Here is a 21474-nt window from a genome sequence, read left to right on the forward strand (position 1 = left end):
CATCACCTACTTATTTATCTCACTTAGGAATTTTTCAAAACCGTTAGTGTTTATTTCTTCAACTAAAGCTGCGTCGCCAGTATGAATTATCTTACCATCTACTAACACGTGGACAAAATCTGGAGTAATATGCTCTAGTATTTTTGTATTATGAGTTATTATAAGCATTGAATTATTCTCGTTCTTATACATGCTTACACCTTGAGATACAAGTTTTACTGCATCTACGTCTAGACCTGAATCAGTTTCATCTAATATTGCTAGTTTAGGCTCTAGAAGTATCATTTGAAGAATTTCATTTTTCTTCTTTTCACCACCAGAAAAACCTACATTTAAATATCTTTCTGCGTATTCTTTATTGATCTTTAATAAATCCATTTTCTTTTGAAGCTTCATATTAAAGCTTAGATAGCTTATTTGCTTATCTTCAATATTAGATTTTGCAGTTCTTATAAAGTTTTCTACTGTTATACCAGGTACTTCTTCAGGAGCTTGGAAGGATAAAAATATACCTTTCTTTGCTCTTGCATCTGGTTTAAGCTCATTAATTGTTTCTCCTTCAAAGACAATATCACCATCAGTTACAGAATACTTAGGGTGACCCATTATTGTGTTTGCTAGTGTTGACTTACCAGCACCATTAGGTCCCATAACCACATGAACCTCACCTTTATTTATCTTTAGGTTTAACCCTTTTAATATTTCCTTATCATCAACCTTTGTTTTAAGGTTATTAATTTCCAAAAGTAAATCTTTCATTTCATCGCACCTCAATTTCTTAATGTAGAGTGTTTTACTCTGAATTATATTTAAATCATAGCACTATGTGGGAATTTAGTCAATATTGCATGATTCTATATAATTTCTATTTAGTATTTCCCAGTTTTTTAATGCTAATGCAAATAATAAAAAGAAAGATGTATAAATATTTAATTCAAAGTCAAAAATATCCATTAGAGGTGATTATATGAAGAAAAAATTATTGAAAATATCAATATTAATACTACTTTCTTCTGCAGTATTTATTTTGAGCTATTATCTTACAAAATCATATTATCTTGCGGATAAAAAGACTAATGGCAATAACGTTGTATATAACTCTGAAAATGGATATTTGAAGGATGATATGAAATTAGTACTTAAATCTAAAAGCAAGGATTCTGAACAGTTTATAATCGATGGAGAATATACTGTAAAAGAACTAAAAAAAGATTTGGGAATTGAACAAGGTCTTAAAAAAGATGATCTAGTAAATCACTTTAAAGCCCTTAGCTATTCAATTGAAAGCATGGATGACTCTCAGATTATACTTAGCAGATCTTTCATAAACAAGTTACAACCTAACAGATATTATTTAGGAGAAAAGAATGATTTTTTTGCTATATATAAGACTGATTCTAAAGGTGTGCCTTTTATAGAAAATGCTTCAAAGGACATATTCGCGGATAAAAAGAAAGTAAGTTCTTTACCTGAACAAGATAAAAAAGACATAGTAAACTTTAAGATGCAATTCAAGACAAGAGATGATGCAGAGGAAGCTGCCAGCGGATACTTTTAAATAATTAAGATGTAGCACTTTAATCCTAAATCTATTTTCAAAACTCCTCTGGATTCTGAGAGGAGAGTTTGAGAAAATAAATCTAATATGAAGTGATACATCCAAAAAATGAAGTGGAAATTCGATGAGCATCAAGTTATAGTAATTTGATGTTGGTCGGATAATACTTGTTTTTTGTAATGATTCGTAGAAAACTCACTGAAGAAGGATTCAGTGAGCTTTTTTTACGCATATAATTATAAGTTTATATAATTATAAATTTTTATATTTTTTACTTCTTAAATTGTTAAGAATTTATAGGTTCTATCAATGATTAAAGTGTATGGTAAGGAAAAACTTGATATAGCGTTAGAGTTTATTTAAAACTGATATATCTTAAAATTTCCTCTGTTGATAAAACTAAGTTAAAATGTTAAAGTAATATGTAGGTTTGAAACTACTTAAGTGCATTTGGAGGGGTTAAAATGTATGAGTATATAATAGGAAAGTATAAAGGCATAAATAAAGATTATGCTGTGGTTGAAAATTTAGGAATTGGATATAAGATTTTTACATCTGGAAGTACCCTTGCAAAGATGCCTAAGGTGGATGAGGAAGTAAAGTTGTTTTTGGAACAGATAGTTAGAGAAGACTTTATTGGACTATATGGCTTTTTAACCAAGGAAGAGCTAGACTTATTTAAATTGCTTTTAACTATAAATGGCGTAGGAGCTAAAGCAGCACTATCTCTTCTTTCTATAAGCTCACCTATCAATCTAAAGTATGCTATAATGACAGGTGACGAAAAGCATATAACAAGAGCTCCTGGAGTAGGAAAGAAGACTGCTCAAAGAATAATATTGGAACTTAGAGATAAATTGAAACCTAATGAAGATTTGACACCAACGGATTTTGAAAATAGCTTTACAGATGATAATAGTTATGCATCAAATATTTCAGAAGCTTTATCTGCTTTGCTTGCCTTAGGGTATACAGAAAAGGAAGCTCAAAAAGCTCTTGGAAGTGTTAATCAAAATGATACTTTAGAGAATATAGTAAAGAATTGTTTAAAAGTACTTATGAATTAAGAGGTGAAAATGTTTGGAAGAGAGAATAACGTCATCTGACAAGAAGGAAGAAGAAATTAACTCTGAATATAGCTTGAGGCCTCAAAAGTTAAGCGAATACATAGGTCAAGACAAAGTAAAAGAGAGATTAAGTATTTTTATACAAGCAGCTAAAAATAGAAATGAAGCATTAGATCATGCTTTATTATACGGGCCACCTGGTCTTGGTAAGACTACCTTGGCAAATATAATTGCTAAGGAAATGAGTGGTAATTTAAAAATAACCTCAGGTCCAGCTATAGAAAGAGCGGGAGACTTAGCGGCTATTTTAACAACACTAAGTGATAACGATGTGCTTTTTATAGATGAAATCCATAGACTCAACAGAAGTGTTGAGGAAATACTGTATCCTGCTATGGAAGATTATGCCCTTGATATAGTTATAGGAAAAGGGGCGTCTGCAAAATCCATAAGAATAGATCTCCCAAGGTTTACTTTGATAGGTGCTACCACTAGAATTGGTATGCTTACAGCACCGCTGAGAGACAGATTTGGTGTGCTTTGCTCTATGGAATATTACACTGATGAGCAGCTGAAGGAGATAATAGTAAGATCTGCGAGCATACTTGACTGTGAGATAACAGAAGAAGGTGCTTTTGAAATAGCTAGAAGGTCTAGGGGAACGCCAAGAATAGCTAATAGGTTATTGAAAAGAGTTAGAGATTACTCAGAAGTAAAGGGTAATAATATTGTTGATGTAGATGCAGCAAGAGCAGCTCTTGAGCTTCTAGAAGTTGATAGTCAAGGCTTTGATAGAATCGATAACAGTATACTAGAAGCTATTATAGACAACTTTAAAGGCGGTCCAGTTGGAATTGAGACTTTGGCTTACTTTATAGGGGAAGAGTTTGATACCATAGAGGATGTTTATGAACCATATCTTTTACAAAGAGGGTTCATAGTTAGAACTCCAAGAGGTAGAGTTGCTACAGATAAAGCTTATAAACATCTAGGAAGAAGCAGAAAAGCTAATAACAATGGATATTTAGGACAGTCTAGCTTATTTGACAAATAGGAGGATAAAATGAAAGCAAGTGATTTTTATTTTGATTTACCAGAGGAGCTTATAGCTCAAGTTCCTTTAGAAGAAAGAGATTCTTCAAGATTGATGGTTCTTGATAAGAATAGTGGAGAGATAGAACATAAGATATTCCACGATGTTTTAGATTATTTTAATGAAGGAGATACTTTGGTACTAAACAATACTAGAGTGCTTCCAGCAAGGCTTATAGGAGAAAAGGAAGACTCTAAAGGAAAAATAGAATTCCTGCTTCTAAAAAGACTAGGGAATGATAGATGGGAATGTCTTGCTAAGCCTGGTAAAAGGGCTAAGATAGGAACAAAGTTCAGTTTCGGAGATGGGAAGCTTAAGGCTGAAGTTAAAGAAATAGGAGAAGAAGGAAACAGGATAATAGATTTTACTTATGAAGGGATCTTTGAACAAGTTTTGGATGAGTTAGGCCAAATGCCTCTTCCACCATATATTCATGAAAAGTTAGATGATAAAGAAAGATATCAGACTGTATATTCAAAAGAAAAGGGCTCTGCTGCTGCACCTACAGCTGGCTTGCACTTTACTAATGAATTGTTAGAGAAAATAAAAGCAAAAGGTGTAAATGTAGCTTATCTTACACTTCATGTAGGGCTTGGCACTTTTAGACCAGTAAAGGTTGAGGATGTAGAAAATCATAATATGCATTCTGAGTTTTACCAGCTTTCTAAAGAAACTGCTGATATTATAAACAATACTAAAAAGGCAGGTAAAAGAGTTATTGCTGTTGGGACCACATCTACTAGAACCTTAGAAACAATAGCAGATAGCGAAGGTAATTTAAGTGAATCAAGCGGATGGACGGATATTTTTATATATCCAGGCTACAACTTTAAAGTAGTAGATGCATTAATAACTAATTTTCATCTTCCAGAATCAACGCTTATAATGTTAGTAAGTGCTCTTGCTGGAAAAGAAAATATATTAAATGCCTACAACACAGCAGTAAAAGAAGGCTATAGATTTTTCTCCTTTGGAGATGCTATGTTTATACACTAAAAGTAAGATAAGGAAGTGGAACTTTGACTAAAAGATATACTTTACTAAAAAAAGATGGAAAAGCGAGAAGAGGACAGTTTGTTACTCCTCATGGTACCATTCAAACACCAGTATTTATGAATGTAGGAACTTTGGCTGCCATTAAAGGCGCAGTATCTTCCATGGATTTGAAAGAGATAAACTGCCAAGTTGAACTTTCTAATACATATCATTTACATCTAAGACCAAGTGATAAGGTTGTTAAGACTATGGGTGGACTTCATAAGTTTATGAATTGGGATAGACCTATACTTACCGATTCCGGTGGATTCCAAGTGTTTTCTTTATCTGGAATGAGAAAGATAAAGGAAGAAGGGGTGTATTTTAATTCCCACTTAGATGGTAAGAAAATCTTTATGGGACCAGAAGAAAGTATGCAGATACAGAGCAATCTGGCATCTACTATAGCTATGGCCTTTGATGAATGCATACCTAATCCTTCTCCAAGAGAATATGTAGAAGCTTCAGTTGCAAGAACTACAAGATGGCTTGAAAGATGCGCTAAAGAGATGAAGAGGCTTAACTCTTTAGAAGACACAATTAATAAAGAACAATTGCTCTTTGGAATCAATCAAGGTGGAGTATATGATGATATAAGAATTGAGCATGCTAAAACCATAGCGAAGATGGATCTTGACGGATATGCAATTGGAGGCTTGGCTGTAGGTGAAACTCATGAAGAGATGTATAGAATAATAGATTCTGTAGTGCCTCATCTACCAGAAGACAAACCTATATATCTTATGGGAGTTGGACTTCCAAGCAATATTTTAGAAGCAGTAGAAAGAGGGGTAGACTTCTTTGACTGTGTTCTACCTGCTAGAAATGGAAGACACGGTCATGTGTTCACTAAAAACGGAAAGATAAACATAATGAATGCGCAGTTTGAAACTGATGCAAGACCTATAGATGAGGGGTGTCAATGTCCAACTTGTAAGAGTTATACAAGAGCTTATATAAGACATCTATTTAAGGCTAAGGAGATGCTTGCAATGAGATTGTGTGTACTTCATAACTTGTATTTCTATAATAAATTGATGCAGGACATAAGAGATGCCATCGATGGAGACTATTTCGCAGACTTCAAGAAACAAAAGCTTGAAGAATGGGGAGGAAGAGCTTAATATATATATTGTATAAACTTGTAGAGGAGGATTCATATGCCATATCTTATTCAATTATTACCTATGGTGTTAGTGTTAGTGGTTTTTTACGCTATACTTATAATTCCAGACAGAAAGAGAAGAAAACAGTACGGTGAGATGCTAAAAAATCTAAAAGTCAATGATGAAATAATGACTAAAGGTGGAATCATCGGAAAGATAGTAAATCTTCAAGACGATTACATAATATTAGAAAGCGGTCCAGATAGAGCAAGAATAAAGCTCTCAAGACAAGGCATAGGTAGTCTTGTAAATCAAAAAGAAGATAATAAATAGGTTATATTACACCCCTTGTCCACATAAGATTTAGTGGATAGGGGGTGTTTGTTTTGGAGTGGAGCAAGTATTTTTCGAATGTGGCAAAGGGAGTATTGAGATCGCTTATAGCGACTATGATTTTTGTTGTTGCCATAAGCATAGTGATGAGCTTTAGTCTTTTAAGTGTAAAAACCCTAAGTGTAACCTGGGTTGTTGTTACATGTTTAAGCATCTTGCTGGGAGCAGTCTATGCTTCTAGAAAGAATGGCGAAAAAGGCTGGATTGTAGGCTTTGGAGTTGGTCTCTGCTATTTTATACTTATTTTAATAGTCTCCGCAGTTTTTAGAGGTAATATGAGTTTTTCTGTAAATGATTTATGGAGAGGACTGCTGGCTTTGTCAGTAGGAGTATTATCTGGAATGTTAGGAATAAATATATAAAAAGTCTTTATTATGGCTAATGTATGTGATATAATGGCTTAGTAATCAATAGAATGGAGGAGTATGAAATGAAGCATATTAAAACTATAAACAGATCAAGCCTTAAGAACAGTCTTTGTAAGCCAGGATGTAAGGAATGTGCTAATTCATGCCAATCAGCTTGTAAGACTTCATGTACAGTAGCGAACTTAGCGTGTGAAAATTAATTATAAGCTTTAAAAAATTAATTATAACATAATGAAGTTAGTAGTGGCAGTAACTTTTAAGTTACTGCCATCAATCTAGTTAGGAGGAATTTAAATTGGCATTAATCCACAAGTTTACTAAAGGTAATGATTTTTATGTGATTGATGTAAATTCTGGTAGCGTTCATATAGTTGACAAGCTTATTTATGATCTTATAGATGATGAAAAGTTAAGAGATAAAGAACAATTAACAAATGATTTTTCAGGAATTTACACAAAAGAAGAAATAGAAGAAGCACTTTATGATATAAATGAATTAATAGAGGAGGGTATGCTTTACTCTAAAGATTTATATGAAGATATAGCAATGAGTGATAGAGATGACAGCTACATAAAAGCTCTATGCTTAAATGTAGTCCACGATTGTAACCTAAGATGCAAATACTGTTTTGCTGATGAGGGAGAATATAAGGGATGCAGAAAGCCAATGAGTGCGGAAATTGGTAAAAAAGCAATTGACTGGGTTATAAAAAAATCTGGTCCAAGAAGAAATATAGAAGTGGATCTTTTTGGTGGAGAACCGCTTATGGTATTTGATACTATAAAAGAAATAGTTGATTATGCTAGAGAACAAGAGAAAATACACAAAAAGAATATTAGATTTACCATGACTACCAATGCTACATTATTAAATGATGAAATAATGGAATACATGGATAAAAACATGGGAAATATAATATTGTCTATAGATGGAAGAAAAGATGTAAATGATGCAGTAAGAGTAAGAGTAGATGGAAGCGGTAGCTATGACAGAATTCTACCTAATATTAAAAAGATGGTAGATAAGAGAGATAAGTCTAAGCAATACTATGCTAGAGGTACTTTTACAAGAAATAATACTGATTTCTTTGAAGATGTAATGGCTTTAGCAAATGAAGGTTTTAAGGAAATATCAATAGAACCAGTTGTACTTCCAGATGAACATGAACTTTCTTTAAGAAGAGAAGACCTACCAGTTATATTTGAACAATATGATAAGTTATATGAAGAAATGGTAAGAAGACATAACGAAGGTAAGAATCAGTTTACTTTCTATCATTTTAACATTGACCTAAACGGTGGGCCATGTGTGTATAAGAGAATCTCAGGCTGTGGAGCAGGGCATGAGTATGTAGCTATAACTCCTGATGGAGAGATATACCCATGTCATCAGTTCGTAGGAAACAAAGATTTCCTTATAGGTAACTTAGATAGCTTAGACATTGATGAAGATTTAGAGCAAGAATTTAAAACAGCTCATATATATAATAAGCCAAAGTGCAAGGAATGTTGGGCTAGATTCTACTGCAGCGGTGGATGTCAAGCTAATAACTTCAATTTCAATGGTGATATTCATGTACCATATGAGATAGGTTGTGAGATGCAAAAAAAGAGAATTGAGTGCGCTATCGCATTAAAAGCTGTTACAATGCAATAGTAACCTCCCATTTATTGACATAATATTAGCTAGGTATTATAATCTACAGTATGAGAATTAACAGAGGGGGATAAAAATGAAAACAAAAGGCAAAGGCAAAAGTATCATACTTTTTATTCTCTGCGTTGCTGGAATAGCTTTTCTGGCATTTGCGGGGTTCCATGGGTTGGTTATAGGCTCAGGAGCAAACCAATGGGAATTTAAGTCTTTCGAGAAATCAATTACAAAAGGGTTGGATTTACAAGGTGGAGTAACAGTTACAATGGAAATCCAATCTGACAAAGCAGTTGCTAAGTCAGACTTAGATAAGACTAAGGAAATGATTTCTCTAAGAGTTAATAAAGCTGGAGTTGCTGAAACTGTTGTTACAACAGAAGGTAACAAAAGAATCAGAGTTGATATTCCAGGTCAATACGATTCAAAAAGTATAGTTGATAGTTTAAGTAAAACTGGAGAACTAAGCTTTAAAGATCCTAGTGGAAATGTTTTATTAACTGGTAAAGATGTTACCAAAGCAAGTGTTGGTAATGATCCAAACACTGGTCAGGTAATCATAGAATTAGAATTTAATGAATCTGGGAAGAAAAAATTCGCAGATGCTACTGCTAAATTAATAGGACAAAAGATTTCTATTTATATGGACCAAGATGAGCTTACTAGCCCAACTGTACAAAATGCAATAATCGATGGAAAAGCTCAAATAACTGGAAATAGGACAGTAGAAGAAGCTACAAAAACAGCTTCCATAATAAATGCAGGTGCACTTCCTATGCCTGTAAAAGCAGTATCTACTCAAACAGTAGGAGCTCAGCTAGGAGCAAATGCTCTTCCTAATGCTTTAAAAGCAGGAGCTGTAGGTATAGCAATTATATTCTTATTTATGATTTTATATTATAGAGGCCCAGGCTTAATTGCTTGTTTAGGATTAACATTATTTATATCCTTAGTTTTATTCACCTTTGTAGGTGTTGGAGTTACACTTACCTTACCTGGTATTGCAGCTTTATTGCTTACAATAGGTATGGCGGTAGATGCCAATGTCCTGATGTTTGAAAGAATAAGGGAAGAATTGAGAACTGGTAAGTCAGTAAAAACAGCTGTTAAAGCTGGATTCCACAATGCAATGTCTTCAATAATTGACTCCAATTTAACTACTATAATATCATCACTTGTATTATATTTCTTTGGTTCAGGTCCTGTAAAAGGCTTTGCGCTTACATTACTTATAGGTGTTGTACTAAGTATGTTCACAGCTATAGTAGTAGTTAGAGCACTTATGAATTTAGCTGTTAATATGGGATTGCTTAATAAACCAGTTGCATTTAGAGTCAAAAGGGGGTAAAGCAGATGTTTAAGATTATAGAAAAAACAAAAATATGGTTTATTTCCTCTTTGTTAATAATAGCAATTGGTATTGGCTTTATGATATATAGAGGTGGACTTAATTTTGGTATAGATTTTAAAGGTGGTTCTCAGATTACAATAGATTTTAAAAAGAGTTTTAATAAATCAGATGTTGATGCAATTGTTAAAAAGTATCTTGATGATGCTACTACAAACACTATTAATAATACTCAGCTTGAAATTAAGACCAAATATATGGATACCACTAAGGTTGGTAACATTAAGAAGGATATTAAAGATAAGTACAAAATTGAGGATAAGGATTTTTCAGAGCAACAAATCGGTAAGTCTGTTGGTTCTGAGCTTACAAAAAACTCTTTCATTGCATTAGCGATATCTTTAGTAATAATACTAGCTTATATAGCAATAAGATTCGAATTTAATTTTGGTATAGCTGCTATTGTTGCGTTAATTCATGACGTACTTATAACCTTAACAGTGTATTCAGTGTTCAATCTACCTGTAAATACACCATTCATAGCTGCCATACTTACTATAATAGGTTACTCTATGAGTGATACTATAGTAATATTTGATAGAATAAGAGAAAATACTAAGAAATATAGAAAGATGCATTATGTAGAGCTTGCTAATAGAAGTATAACTCAAACTTTTGCAAGATCTATAAATACAGCTTTGACTACATTGATAACTACCAGTGCTGTATATTTCTTTGTACCTTCTGTAAGAGATTTTGCTTTCCCACTTATAGTTGGTATAGTATCTGGAGCTTATTCTTCAATATTTATAGCAAGTCCAATTTGGGTAATGCTAAGAAATAGAAAAGAAAAGATAAAAGAAGCAGCTTAACAATCCTTGAAATGCATAATTTGACGATAAAGTTTGACAGACCTCTACATATTTTGTGGAGGTCTGTCATATTTTCTCCAAAAGTGTTTGTCAAAACTGTAATTTTAAATTATAATATAGTTGTTTTCTATTTTTGGAGGAGTTAGTCATGGAAAAGATTTGGGAGAGCATATATCGCCCTAGTTATATAACTGGATACAATCCATTTATAATAAAAAATATGAATAAGGCCATAGAAAGATTGGTTAAAGCAATAAACCAAAGGGAAAAGATCGTTATATATTCAGGGTGCGATGTTGATGGTTTGTGCGGCTTAGCCTCCCTTTTGCTTGTTTTAAAATACTTGAATGCAGATGTTGAATATTATATAGGTGATGAAAAAAATAATTCGCACAGTTTAGAAACAGAAACCCTAAGGAATCATATTCATTTTCTTGGTGCAGAACTTTTGATAACCAGTGGATGTGGACTAGAATCAAAAGAGCAAGAAATTCTCTGTGGTAGTTTAGGTATAGATTTGATTGTCACAGAAAATAAAAAAGTTAAATCTGATTTAAAATCGATTTACATTAATCCAAGCCAAGAAGGATGTTCTTATAGATATAAAAATCTATCCGCCTCAGGAGTAACTTTTAAGTTGATGCAGGCTATTGCTATATACTATAATATGAAGAGTATAAATAGATACCTAGATTTGATTTTATTAGGTACTATATCATCTGATGCTGAAAGCAAAGGAGAAAATTCTATTTTTATCAAGGAAGGCATAAACTTTCTTAATAATACGAATAATTATGGGCTAAGAGCTATAATGGAATTTTATAATATTGATGAATTTAATTGTGATAGTATAAGAAAAATAATAAATGTTATAACTCCTGCGATTGGAGCTGTGGACAAGAAAGATAATGCTAGAATAGTGGTGGAACTCCTAACAACAAATGACATATCAAGAGCAAGACAAATTACAAAGTACTTATACAATGAAAAGATAAGATAATGATACATAATCAATTAATAATTATTTGGAGGAGAAAAAATGGATTATAAAGATAAAATAAGAGTTATTGATAACTTCCCTAAGGAAGGAATAAGCTTTAAAGATATCACTACACTAATAGGAGATGGCGAAGGCTTAAAAGCTTCAATCGACGAAATAGCTAGTTACCTTAAAGAAAAACAAATAGATGTAGTAGTCGGACCAGAAGCAAGAGGATTTATCTTTGGAGTGCCAGTAGCATATGCTTTAGGTGTGGGATTTGTTCCTGTTAGAAAGAAAGGTAAACTTCCATATGATACAGTAGCTGTTGAATACGAATTAGAGTATGGAAAGGACTGTTTAGAAATCCATAAGGATGCAATAAAGCCAGGTGCTAGAGTTGCAATAGTTGATGATTTATTAGCTACTGGAGGAACTATAGGAGCAGTTGCAAAGCTTATAGAACAAGTTGGTGGAGAAGTGGTATCACTTGCGTTTGCGATAGAGCTTACAGAATTAAATGGTAGAGAAAAACTTGAGGGTTATGATATAACATCTTTAGTTCAATATGATTTGTAATACTATAGACTTATTTCTATAGATATAATATAATAAAAGATATATTTGGCTGGTTATAAAACCAGCCTTTGACTTTAAATGAGCAATTTAACAATTATGAATGAGGAGTGTAATTCGTATGCTTGAGATCTTAATTGATAAAATTAAACATAACTGTAATAACGTAGACCTTGCACTTATTGAAAAAGCATATAATTTAGCGGCAGATGCACATAAGTCTCAGAAGAGAGAGTCCGGTGAACCGTACATAATACATCCTGAGAGTGTTGCTTCCATTTTAGCAGAGCTAGGTATGGATACTAGTACTATAGCGGCTGGACTTTTACATGATGTAATTGAGGATACGAATTACACTTATAATGATATAAAAGATATGTTCAACCAAGAGGTTGCTGATCTGGTTGATGGTGTTACTAAGCTAGACATGATAAGATATAAGACCAAAGAAGAGCAGCAGGCAGATAATGTTAGAAAAATGCTTCTTGCCATGGCTAAAGACATAAGAGTCATAATAATAAAGCTTGCAGACAGACTTCATAACATGAGAACTTTAAAATTTATGCCTGAGGCTAAGCAAAAAGAAAAAGCTAAGGAAACCCTTGATATATTTGCGCCACTTGCACACAGACTAGGTATGTCTAAGATAAAATGGGAGCTTGAAGATTTAGCCTTTAGGTATTTACATTCAGAGGAATACTACGACTTAGTTAAGCAGATTGCTGAAAAGAGAATTGAAAGAGAAAATTACATAGCTAGTATAATTGATGAACTTACGGAAAATCTTGAGTCTGCTGGAATAGATTCTGATATAGATGGAAGACCAAAGCATTTTTACAGCATATACAGAAAGATGGTAAACAAGAATAAGAATATTGAGCAAATATTTGATCTTACTGCTATAAGAATCTTAGTAAATTCAGTAAAAGATTGCTATGCAGCTTTAGGAATCGTTCATACCATATATAAACCACTACCTGGCAGATTTAAGGATTATATAGCCATGCCTAAGCCTAACATGTATCAATCCTTGCACACCACAGTAATAGGCCATCAAGGAAAGACTTTCGAGATTCAAATTAGAACCTTCGAGATGCATAAAACTGCAGAATACGGTATAGCTGCTCACTGGAAGTATAAAGAAGGCGGTTCTGAAAACAAGGAAGATACCTTTGAAACTAAGCTTTCTTGGTTAAGAGATATGCTGGAGTGGCAGAAAGATACTGCAGATGCAGAGGAGTTTATGGAAGGCTTCAAGATGGACTTATTCTCAGACGAGATTTTTGTCTTTACTCCTAAGGGTATAGTTATAAGTCTACCTAATGATTCTACACCTATAGACTTTGCTTATAAGATACATACAGATGTAGGTAATAAGTGCGTAGGCTCTAAGGTAAATGGGAAGATGGTTCCTTTAGACTATAAGCTAAAGACTGGTGAAATTGTAGAAATACTTACTTCCTCAGTGGCAAAGGGTCCTAATATAGATTGGCTTAATATTGCCACTAGCAACCAAGCTAAGAGTAAGATAAAACAATGGTTTAAAAGAGCTAAGAGAGAAGAAAATATAGATAAAGGTAAAGATATAATCGAAAAGGAAGCAAAAAAGCAACTTACTAATTTTTCTGATTTAGTTAAAGGTGAAGGTTTTGAAAAGCTTCTTAAGAGATACAATAACCTAAGAACTGTAGATGATATATATGCAGCAGTTGGAATAGGTATGGTATCAGCTTCGACTATAATTTCTAGGCTTAAAGAATACAGTGCCACTGAAAAAGTTATTCAATCTAATGAACAGATAACAAAAAATATTGAAGAACATATATCTAAAGGTGAAAGAGTACATAAAAAAGATATCAATTATGGAATAACTGTTAAAGGTGAAAGTAACCTTATGGTGAGATTTGCAAAGTGTTGTAATCCAGTGCCTGGAGATGAGGTTGTTGGGTTTATAACTAGAGGCAGAGGTATTTCAGTACATAGAAAAGACTGTAGTAACTTTAAGACCATAATGACTGAAGAACCAGAAAAGATAGTGGAAGTAAACTGGGGTGTTGCAAAAGGTGCTTACACTGCAGAGATACAAGTTAGATCTGAAGATAGAGATGGACTTCTTGCAGATATCATGACGGTGATAACAGAATCAAAACTTCCTCTAAATGGCCTTAATGCAAACTCTACAAAGACTAATACAGCTTTAGTAAATATAAAGGTAAAGATAGATAATGTAGAACAGCTTAAGGAGCTAATGAGAAAGATAAGAAAGCTTAAAGGCGTTCTTGATGTATATAGAATGAATAGCTAGATTAATATATAACTATATTATTAAACATAGCATTTTATAAATATGTTTTGTAAAAATTCTAATATAATTGTAATGGGATGTGATGTCATGAGAGCAGTGGTTCAAAGAGTAAAAAGCTCTTCTGTGACTGTGGATAATGAAATTGTAGGGAAAATAGAAAAAGGCTTTAATGTGCTTATAGGAATCAGTAAAGATGATACTGTAGAAGATTTAAAGTATATAAAAGATAAAGTAATAAACCTTAGAGTATTTGAGGATGAAAATGCGAAGATGAACAAATCTTTGAAGGAAGTAGGGGGAGAACTTTTATTAATCTCCCAGTTCACTTTGTATGGAGACTGCAGAAAAGGAAGAAGACCTAACTTTATGGAAGCTCTTGGAGGAGATGAGGCTAAGAAGCTTTATGATCTATTTGTAGATATGTGCAAAAAAGAAGACATAAAGGTAGAGACAGGAATCTTTGGAGCTGATATGAAGGTAGACATTCTAAATGATGGTCCTGTAACCTTGATATTAGATAGTAAAAAGAATTTTTAAGGAGGTCTTGATATGAATATAGCTAGAATTCCAGTAGGATCAAACTTCGAAAATTGCTACATCGTTGTCAATGACACTACCAGTGAAGGAATTGTTATTGATCCCGGTGCAGATAGCGAAAAGATAATAGACTATTTAGAAAGTAAAAATATAAAACCAGTAGTTATTCTTATAACCCATGGACACTTCGACCATGTAGGAGCAGTAGTAGATATAATGGATAAGTACGGAATAGAGTTTTATATAAATCAAATAGAAGAAGAGCTCATCTTAAAAAACACTTATGTTTTTGGTAATCTTCCAAAGGCTGACCATTATTTAAATGATGGAGATGAACTAGAATTTGCAGGCATAAAGCTTAAGTGTATACATACTCCGGGACACACTCCTGGTGGAATGTGCTTTTTAATGGGTGATATACTAATAGCTGGTGACACCTTGTTCCAGCAGTCAATAGGAAGAACTGACTTTACTGGAGGAGACTTTGCAGCCCTAATAAGTAGCATTACTGAAAAATTAATGATTCTAGATGACTCTGTAAGAGTATTACCTGGTCATGGAGATACTACAACTATTGGTTTTGAGAGAAATAATAATCCGTTTTTAGAATAGTTTATAACAATTCCCTTTATGTAAGGAGCACTTATGGAAATTAAGATAAAACTAAATGATGAAAAATATAGATATGATGTGTATCAGATGTTCAATATTTTCTTCACCTTTCAAGACATTTCTTTTGTCAAGGAAGGTGAAGATTTCTGCGTGTCAATAAATGCTGACAATATGGAACTGAAAAAATCTCAAGAAGTCCTTTATAAAGGAAATATTGAAGAATGTAAGAAAGAAGAAATAAAAAGAAACATTTTTATAGCTTTATCTAAGCTCACAGGAGAGAAATATCCTTGGGGGACTATGATTGGCATTAGACCAAGTAAGAGAGCCCTAAAGTTTATAAACGAAGGACTATCTGAAGAAGAGATAATAAAACACTATAAGGATGAATTCTTAGTACAAAGAGAAAAAGCTGAGCTTTGCATAGAAGTAGCTAAGTATGAAGAAAAGTTTGTAAATAAAGATAGTAACACAATAAGTATTTACGTAGGTATGCCATTTTGTCCTACTAGATGCCTTTACTGTTCTTTTGCATCTAATCCAATAGCTGGTTGCAAGAAGCAAGTTGACCCTTATTTAGAAGCATTATCAAAAGAAGTAGCTGCTATTAAGGAATATGTAGATAGCAAAAGTTTAACAATAGAAACTGTATATTTTGGTGGTGGAACACCAACCTCTGTAGACAATGAACAATTTGAGGACCTAATGAAGAAGGTCTATGATAGTTTTGTTTATAACAGAAATATCAAGGAATTTACAGTTGAGTGTGGAAGACCTGACAGTATAACTGTTGAAAAGCTGGAGACTATGAAGAGATATTCTGTAGATAGAATAAGTATCAATCCTCAAAGTATGAATGATGCTAGCTTAAAAGAAATCGGTAGAAATCATAGTGTACAGGATGTGGTTGAAAAGTTCAACTTGGCTAGAAGTCTAGGCTTTGATAATATAAATATGGATATAATCGTAGGACTTCCTAATGAAGGTCTAAAAGAAATCCACAATACCTATGAAAGTATACTTAATTTGAATCCAGATAGCCTTACAGTTCATGGAATGTCTATTAAAAGAAGCTCAAGACTTCATGAAAATCTAGTTTTAAAGCAAAGTATACATATCCCTAAACAGGATGAGTTAAATAAAATGTATGATAAGACTAAAGCTTTAGCGAAAGACTTAGGCATGCACCCATATTATATGTATAGACAAAAAAATATGGTGGGAAATATGGAGAACGTAGGTTATTCTAAAGAAGAGAAAGAGTGTATATATAACATTCAAATGATTGAAGACAATCAAACTATAATTGCTTTAGGAGCGGATGCGGTTTCAAAGGTAGTGTTTTTAGAAGAAAGTAGAATAGAGCGTTTTGGAAATGTAAAGGATGTTAAAGAGTACATTAATAGAATAGATGAGATGATAGAAGGCAAAATAGCTTTGCTTAACACACTATATTAAGTTTTGGAGGTAATTTACATGTCATCAATACAGGCACCTAAGGGTACAAAGGATATGCTGCCAGGAGATGCATATAAGTGGCATTACGTAGAAGAGAAGTTTAGAAAATTATCAAGAGAGTATGGAATAAAAGAAATTAGAACTCCTATATTTGAACACACAGAACTATTTTTAAGAGGAGTAGGAGAAACTACAGATATAGTTCAAAAGGAAATGTATACTTTTGAAGATAAAGGTGGAAGAAGCGTAACTCTTAAGCCTGAAGGTACAGCACCAGCAGTTAGAGCTTTCATTGAGAGCAGCCTTTATGCAGATGCTCAGCCTACAAAGCTTTATTACTTTACACCAGCATTTAGATATGAAAATGTTCAAAAGGGAAGACTTAGACAATTCCACCAATATGGTATAGAGGTTTTCGGATCTAAGGAAGCTTCTGTAGATGCAGAGATAATATCTCTAGCAATGAGAGCATTAGAAGAGTTTGGACTTAATGATCTAAGTTTAAACATAAACAGCTTAGGATGTCCACACTGCAGAGAAAAGTTCAATAACGCTCTAAAAGAATATCTTAAGGAAAATCATGATAACCTTTGTCCTACTTGCAAGACTAGATTCGATAGAAACCCTATGAGAATACTTGATTGTAAGGAAAAGAAGTGCAAGGAGATAACAGAAAAAGCTCCAATAATCCTAGATTTTATCTGCGAAGAATGTAGTTCACACTTTGAGAACCTTAAAGGTTATCTAGATGCTTTAGGAATAAAGTATAATGTAGATCCTAAGATTGTAAGAGGCTTGGATTACTATACAAAGACAGTTTTTGAGATAATACACGATGGACTTACTGTTTGTGGAGGCGGAAGATATGATAAGCTAATCGAGGAGATTGGTGGTCCTTCAATGCCTGCCTTTGGATTTGGATTAGGACTAGAAAGACTGCTTATGATAATCGAAAATCAAGGAGTAGATATTCCTAAGCCAGTTTATATAGATTTATTTGTAGGTTCAATAGGGGAAAAGTCCAATTTTGAAGCCTTAAAATTGATTTGCGATTTAAGGAAATATGGAATATACTGTGAATGTGACCATATGAAAAAGAGCGTAAAGGCTCAAATGAAATATGCTAACAAGATTGGAGCAAGATTCACTTTAGTATTAGGTGAAGACGAAATTGCTAATAGATCTGCAAAGATTAAAAATATGCAAAGTGGTGAGGAACAGGTTGTAAATCTAGATGATTTAGCTTGCCTTGCAAAATTAATAAAAGAGCAATAGGAGGATACACCATGGGTGAAGCATTACAAGGATTAAAGAGAACCATAATGTGTGGTGAAGTAAGAGAAAGCAATATCGGTGAAAGCATAACAGTAATGGGATGGGTTCAAAGAAAAAGAAATTTAGGTGGATTAGAGTTCGTAGATTTAAGAGACAGAACTGGAATCCTTCAAGTTGTTTTTGGAGATGAGATAAACAGCGAAGCTTTTAATAAAGCAGGTGCTGTAAGACCAGAATACTGTATAGCTGTTACAGGTGAAGTTGTAAAAAGAGAAGCACCAAATAACAATATTCCTACAGGAATGGTTGAGCTTAAGGCTAAATACATAAAGATATTATCAGAGTCTGAAACTCCACCAATATATATAAAAGAAAATTTAGATGCTGCAGAAAATATAAGATTAAAATATAGATATCTTGATCTAAGAAGACCAGATATGCAAAATATATTCAAGATAAGACATAGAGCTACTAAGGCTGTAAGAGATTATTTAGATAACAATGGTTTCTTAGAAGTTGAGACTCCAATACTTACAAAATCAACTCCAGAAGGAGCTAGAGATTACTTAGTGCCTTCAAGAAACTATCCAGGAATGTTTTATGCATTGCCTCAATCACCACAGTTATTTAAACAGCTTCTAATGGTGTCAGGCTTTGATAAGTATTTCCAAATAGCTAAATGCTTCAGAGATGAAGATTTAAGAGCTAACAGACAGCCTGAATTTACTCAAATTGACCTTGAAATGAGCTTTGTTGAAGCAGATGATGTAATGGCTTTAAATGAAGGTCTTATAGCTCATGTATTTAAGGAAGTATTAGGTGTAGAAGTTAAGCTTCCAATTAAGAGAATGACCTTCAAAGAAGGAATGGAAAAGTACGGTTCAGATAAGCCAGATCTAAGATTTGGTATGGAAATAACTGATCTTACTGAAGTTGTGAAGTTTGCAGAATTCAAAGTGTTTGCTGATGCTATAGCTAATAACGGATCTGTAAGAGCTCTTAACTTAAAAGGTGGAGCTTCTATGGGAAGAAAAGATATAGATAGACTAGGCGAATTCGTTAAGACCTTTAAGGCAAAGGGATTAGCTTGGATTCAACTTAAGGAAAATGAAGTTAAATCACCTATAGCTAAATTCTTGAAGGAAGACGAACTTAAGAATATAATAAATACTATGAATGCTGAAGATGGTGACTTAATACTAATAGTTGCAGATAAGAACTCTGTAGTGTTCCAAAGTTTAGGTCAACTAAGATTAGAATTAGCTAAGAAATTTGATTTAATAAAAGATAAGAATGAGTTCAATTTCACTTGGATCACTGAGTTCCCACTTTTCGAGTACGACGAAGAAGAAGGAAGATACTTTGCAGCTCACCATCCATTCACAATGCCAATGGATGAAGATATAGAGTTCTTAACTTCAGAACCAGGAAGAGTAAGAGCTAAGGCTTACGATTTAGTTCTAAACGGAGAAGAGCTTGGTGGAGGATCCATAAGAATCCATGATACTAAGTTACAAGAGAAGATGTTTGAAGCTTTAGGATTTACTACAGAATCAGCATGGGAGAAATTCGGATTCTTACTTGAAGCCTTTAAGTTCGGACCACCACCTCACGGCGGATTAGCTTTTGGACTTGATAGAATGATAATGTTCTTAGCTGGAACAGATAACATAAAAGACGTTATAACATTCCCTAAAAACCAAAATGCATTCTGTTACTTAACAGAAGCTCCTAATGTGGTAGATGAAAAGCAATTAACTGAATTAGGAATTGCTACAGTTAAGAATGAAAAATAATAAGAATCAACATAGCTTATATAGAGAATAGAACTTATTTGTCTTACGAACTTTTTATATATTCGGAAAGGCATATGAGATAAAAAGTCGCTGAAGAGTTTCAGCGACTTTTTTTATGCTTTAGAAACTTATACTTTAGGTAAAGTTGCTTGAAAAAAGCAACTCTTAAGTTTTAGGTTTATAACTCATTACGAATTTATATATGGAACTAGGAAATTATATCTTAATATTGTATAAAATATAGTCAGATGATACAATATATACGGTATATAGGTATACTAATAGGAGTGATAAATTATGGACGAAACATTTGATGATGTTGTAGATGAAAAAAGTGAAAAGCTTAAAAAAGATATATTAGTTAGACTAAGAAGAATAGAAGGGCAAGTAAAAGGCATTCATAATATGATAGACAAGAATGTTTGCTGTCCAGATGTTCTTGTTCAAATAGCTGCTATAAGAGCAGCAATAAACAAAGTAGGAGGCATGATCATAGAGGATTATGCTAGAAACTGCATGGGCATACCTGACGACTCAGAAGCAGAAGAGGGATTAGCTCAGCTCATTAAGACAATCAATACATTTATGAAGTAATTAAGCAGCATAACTATATAATAACCTAGAGAAAATAGACCATATTGTGGAGAACACTTCTATAATATGGTCTATTATTAAAATCTTTAGTTGACAATGGATTTATGATATAATTATTAAAATAAGTTGCAGTATGGAAGGAGTGATTTCATATGTTGCCCCAAAGAAAAAGATATACTTACAAAGAATTTTTAGAAATTACTAAAGATGTGGATAGAGCAGAATTTATTGATGGAGAAATTATAATGCAAGCTACACCAACAGCTCAGCATCAAAGTATAGTGTTAAATATTGCAAGTGAATTTAGAAACTTCTTTTTGGGAAAAGGCTGCAGGCCATATATAGCTCCTTTTGATATAATTTTAGATGATGAAAATGAGGAAATAAAAAGAGTTCAACCTGATATAAGTGTAATTTGTGGGCATAATCTTACAAATGAAAATCAGTTTAATGGAGTACCTAGACTTATTGTAGAAGTAGTGTCACCCTCAAATGCTTCCGATGATTACATAAAGAAACTAAATCTATATATGAGGTTTGGGGTAAATGAATACTGGATAGTAAGTCCTAAAAACAGAACTATACAAATATTTAATTTAGAAAATGATGTATACGGAGAGCCTAAAATTTATTTTGAAAATGATTTAGTTAAATCAAGTATTTTTGAAGGGTTATCCTTAGAGATAAAAAAAGTTTTTGAATAATTATGTTTTAACACTACCGTTTAATCTTTGATTAAACTTTCCATTGACAATTTTAATATGGTTATAAGTTGTCTAATTACCATAAATTTAGACGTGAAATAGCCAGTAACCTTTGATTTAATGTAATCACCAAAAAACAATAAACCC

Annotated in this window: 22 protein-coding genes; 21 read left to right on the forward strand and 1 reads right to left on the reverse strand. The window is 33.0% G+C overall.

Translation table 11 applies throughout. The annotated features are described in order from the left end of the window. Positions 1-6 precede the first annotated feature (6 nt). Positions 7-759, reverse strand: coding sequence for a Fe-S cluster assembly ATPase SufC (gene sufC / locus C1I91_RS09745; RefSeq protein WP_128212704.1), 753 nt, complete (start codon positions 757-759; stop codon positions 7-9). Between the two features lie 208 nt (positions 760-967). Here sufC and C1I91_RS09750 point away from each other — a divergent pair, with 208 nt between their 5' ends. From C1I91_RS09750 to C1I91_RS09850, 21 genes are all read left to right on the forward strand, one after another. Next, a complete protein-coding gene (locus tag C1I91_RS09750) occupies positions 968-1558 on the forward strand; it encodes a hypothetical protein (RefSeq protein ID WP_128212705.1) in 591 nt (196 codons plus the stop codon). 464 nt (positions 1559-2022) lie between these two features. Beyond that, entirely contained in the window at positions 2023-2625 is a 603-nt protein-coding gene (ruvA, locus tag C1I91_RS09755) for a Holliday junction branch migration protein RuvA (protein ID WP_128212706.1), read from the forward strand. 13 nt (positions 2626-2638) lie between these two features. Then, the gene (ruvB, locus tag C1I91_RS09760) at positions 2639-3679 is read left to right on the forward strand and encodes a Holliday junction branch migration DNA helicase RuvB (protein WP_128212707.1); all 1041 of its coding nucleotides are present in this window, start codon (positions 2639-2641) and stop codon (positions 3677-3679) included. A 9-nt stretch (positions 3680-3688) separates the two neighbouring features. Continuing rightward, positions 3689-4714, forward strand: a complete 1026-nt coding sequence (queA, locus tag C1I91_RS09765; RefSeq protein WP_128212708.1) for a tRNA preQ1(34) S-adenosylmethionine ribosyltransferase-isomerase QueA — start codon at positions 3689-3691, stop codon at positions 4712-4714. Between the two features lie 23 nt (positions 4715-4737). Beyond that, positions 4738-5877 (forward strand): tRNA guanosine(34) transglycosylase Tgt, encoded by a 1140-nt coding sequence (tgt, locus tag C1I91_RS09770; RefSeq protein WP_128212709.1) that lies wholly within the window; start codon positions 4738-4740, stop codon positions 5875-5877. Positions 5878-5913: 36 nt separating this feature from the next. Continuing rightward, the gene (gene yajC, locus C1I91_RS09775; protein ID WP_128212710.1) at positions 5914-6192 is read left to right on the forward strand and encodes a preprotein translocase subunit YajC; all 279 of its coding nucleotides are present in this window, start codon (positions 5914-5916) and stop codon (positions 6190-6192) included. 53 nt (positions 6193-6245) lie between these two features. Continuing rightward, the gene (locus C1I91_RS09780; protein ID WP_128212711.1) at positions 6246-6614 is read left to right on the forward strand and encodes a TIGR04086 family membrane protein; all 369 of its coding nucleotides are present in this window, start codon (positions 6246-6248) and stop codon (positions 6612-6614) included. Between the two features lie 68 nt (positions 6615-6682). Next, positions 6683-6820, forward strand: a complete 138-nt coding sequence (scfA, locus tag C1I91_RS09785) for a six-cysteine ranthipeptide SCIFF (RefSeq protein WP_128212712.1) — start codon at positions 6683-6685, stop codon at positions 6818-6820. Between the two features lie 95 nt (positions 6821-6915). Beyond that, a complete protein-coding gene (gene scfB / locus C1I91_RS09790; protein WP_128212713.1) occupies positions 6916-8277 on the forward strand; it encodes a thioether cross-link-forming SCIFF peptide maturase in 1362 nt (453 codons plus the stop codon). 76 nt (positions 8278-8353) lie between these two features. Continuing rightward, a complete protein-coding gene (gene secD, locus C1I91_RS09795) occupies positions 8354-9619 on the forward strand; it encodes a protein translocase subunit SecD (protein ID WP_128212714.1) in 1266 nt (421 codons plus the stop codon). 5 nt (positions 9620-9624) lie between these two features. Next, positions 9625-10491: a protein translocase subunit SecF gene (gene secF / locus C1I91_RS09800; RefSeq protein ID WP_128212715.1), complete on the forward strand. Its 867-nt coding sequence runs from the start codon at positions 9625-9627 to the stop codon at positions 10489-10491. A 148-nt stretch (positions 10492-10639) separates the two neighbouring features. Further along, entirely contained in the window at positions 10640-11491 is an 852-nt protein-coding gene (locus C1I91_RS09805) for a DHH family phosphoesterase (protein ID WP_128212716.1), read from the forward strand. 39 nt (positions 11492-11530) lie between these two features. After that, positions 11531-12049, forward strand: coding sequence for an adenine phosphoribosyltransferase (locus C1I91_RS09810; protein WP_128212717.1), 519 nt, complete (start codon positions 11531-11533; stop codon positions 12047-12049). 118 nt (positions 12050-12167) lie between these two features. Next, a complete protein-coding gene (locus C1I91_RS09815) occupies positions 12168-14351 on the forward strand; it encodes a RelA/SpoT family protein (protein ID WP_128212718.1) in 2184 nt (727 codons plus the stop codon). 87 nt (positions 14352-14438) lie between these two features. Next, positions 14439-14888: a D-aminoacyl-tRNA deacylase gene (dtd, locus tag C1I91_RS09820; protein WP_128215958.1), complete on the forward strand. Its 450-nt coding sequence runs from the start codon at positions 14439-14441 to the stop codon at positions 14886-14888. Between the two features lie 12 nt (positions 14889-14900). After that, positions 14901-15500 (forward strand): MBL fold metallo-hydrolase, encoded by a 600-nt coding sequence (locus C1I91_RS09825; protein WP_128212719.1) that lies wholly within the window; start codon positions 14901-14903, stop codon positions 15498-15500. A 33-nt stretch (positions 15501-15533) separates the two neighbouring features. Further along, on the forward strand, positions 15534-16958 hold the full coding sequence (locus C1I91_RS09830; protein WP_128212720.1) for a coproporphyrinogen III oxidase: 1425 nt from the start codon (positions 15534-15536) through the stop codon (positions 16956-16958). Between the two features lie 18 nt (positions 16959-16976). After that, positions 16977-18233, forward strand: coding sequence for a histidine--tRNA ligase (gene hisS, locus C1I91_RS09835; RefSeq protein ID WP_128212721.1), 1257 nt, complete (start codon positions 16977-16979; stop codon positions 18231-18233). Positions 18234-18244: 11 nt separating this feature from the next. Then, a complete protein-coding gene (gene aspS, locus C1I91_RS09840) occupies positions 18245-20029 on the forward strand; it encodes an aspartate--tRNA ligase (protein ID WP_128212722.1) in 1785 nt (594 codons plus the stop codon). Positions 20030-20326: 297 nt separating this feature from the next. Beyond that, a complete protein-coding gene (locus C1I91_RS09845) occupies positions 20327-20623 on the forward strand; it encodes a metal-sensitive transcriptional regulator (RefSeq protein ID WP_128212723.1) in 297 nt (98 codons plus the stop codon). A 152-nt stretch (positions 20624-20775) separates the two neighbouring features. Further along, positions 20776-21327: a Uma2 family endonuclease gene (locus C1I91_RS09850; protein WP_238475954.1), complete on the forward strand. Its 552-nt coding sequence runs from the start codon at positions 20776-20778 to the stop codon at positions 21325-21327. The last annotated feature ends 147 nt before the right edge of the window (positions 21328-21474 follow it).

The sequence above is a fragment of the Clostridium manihotivorum genome, from assembly GCF_004015185.1.
Classification (GTDB): Bacteria; Bacillota; Clostridia; order Clostridiales; family Clostridiaceae; genus Clostridium_AR; species Clostridium_AR manihotivorum.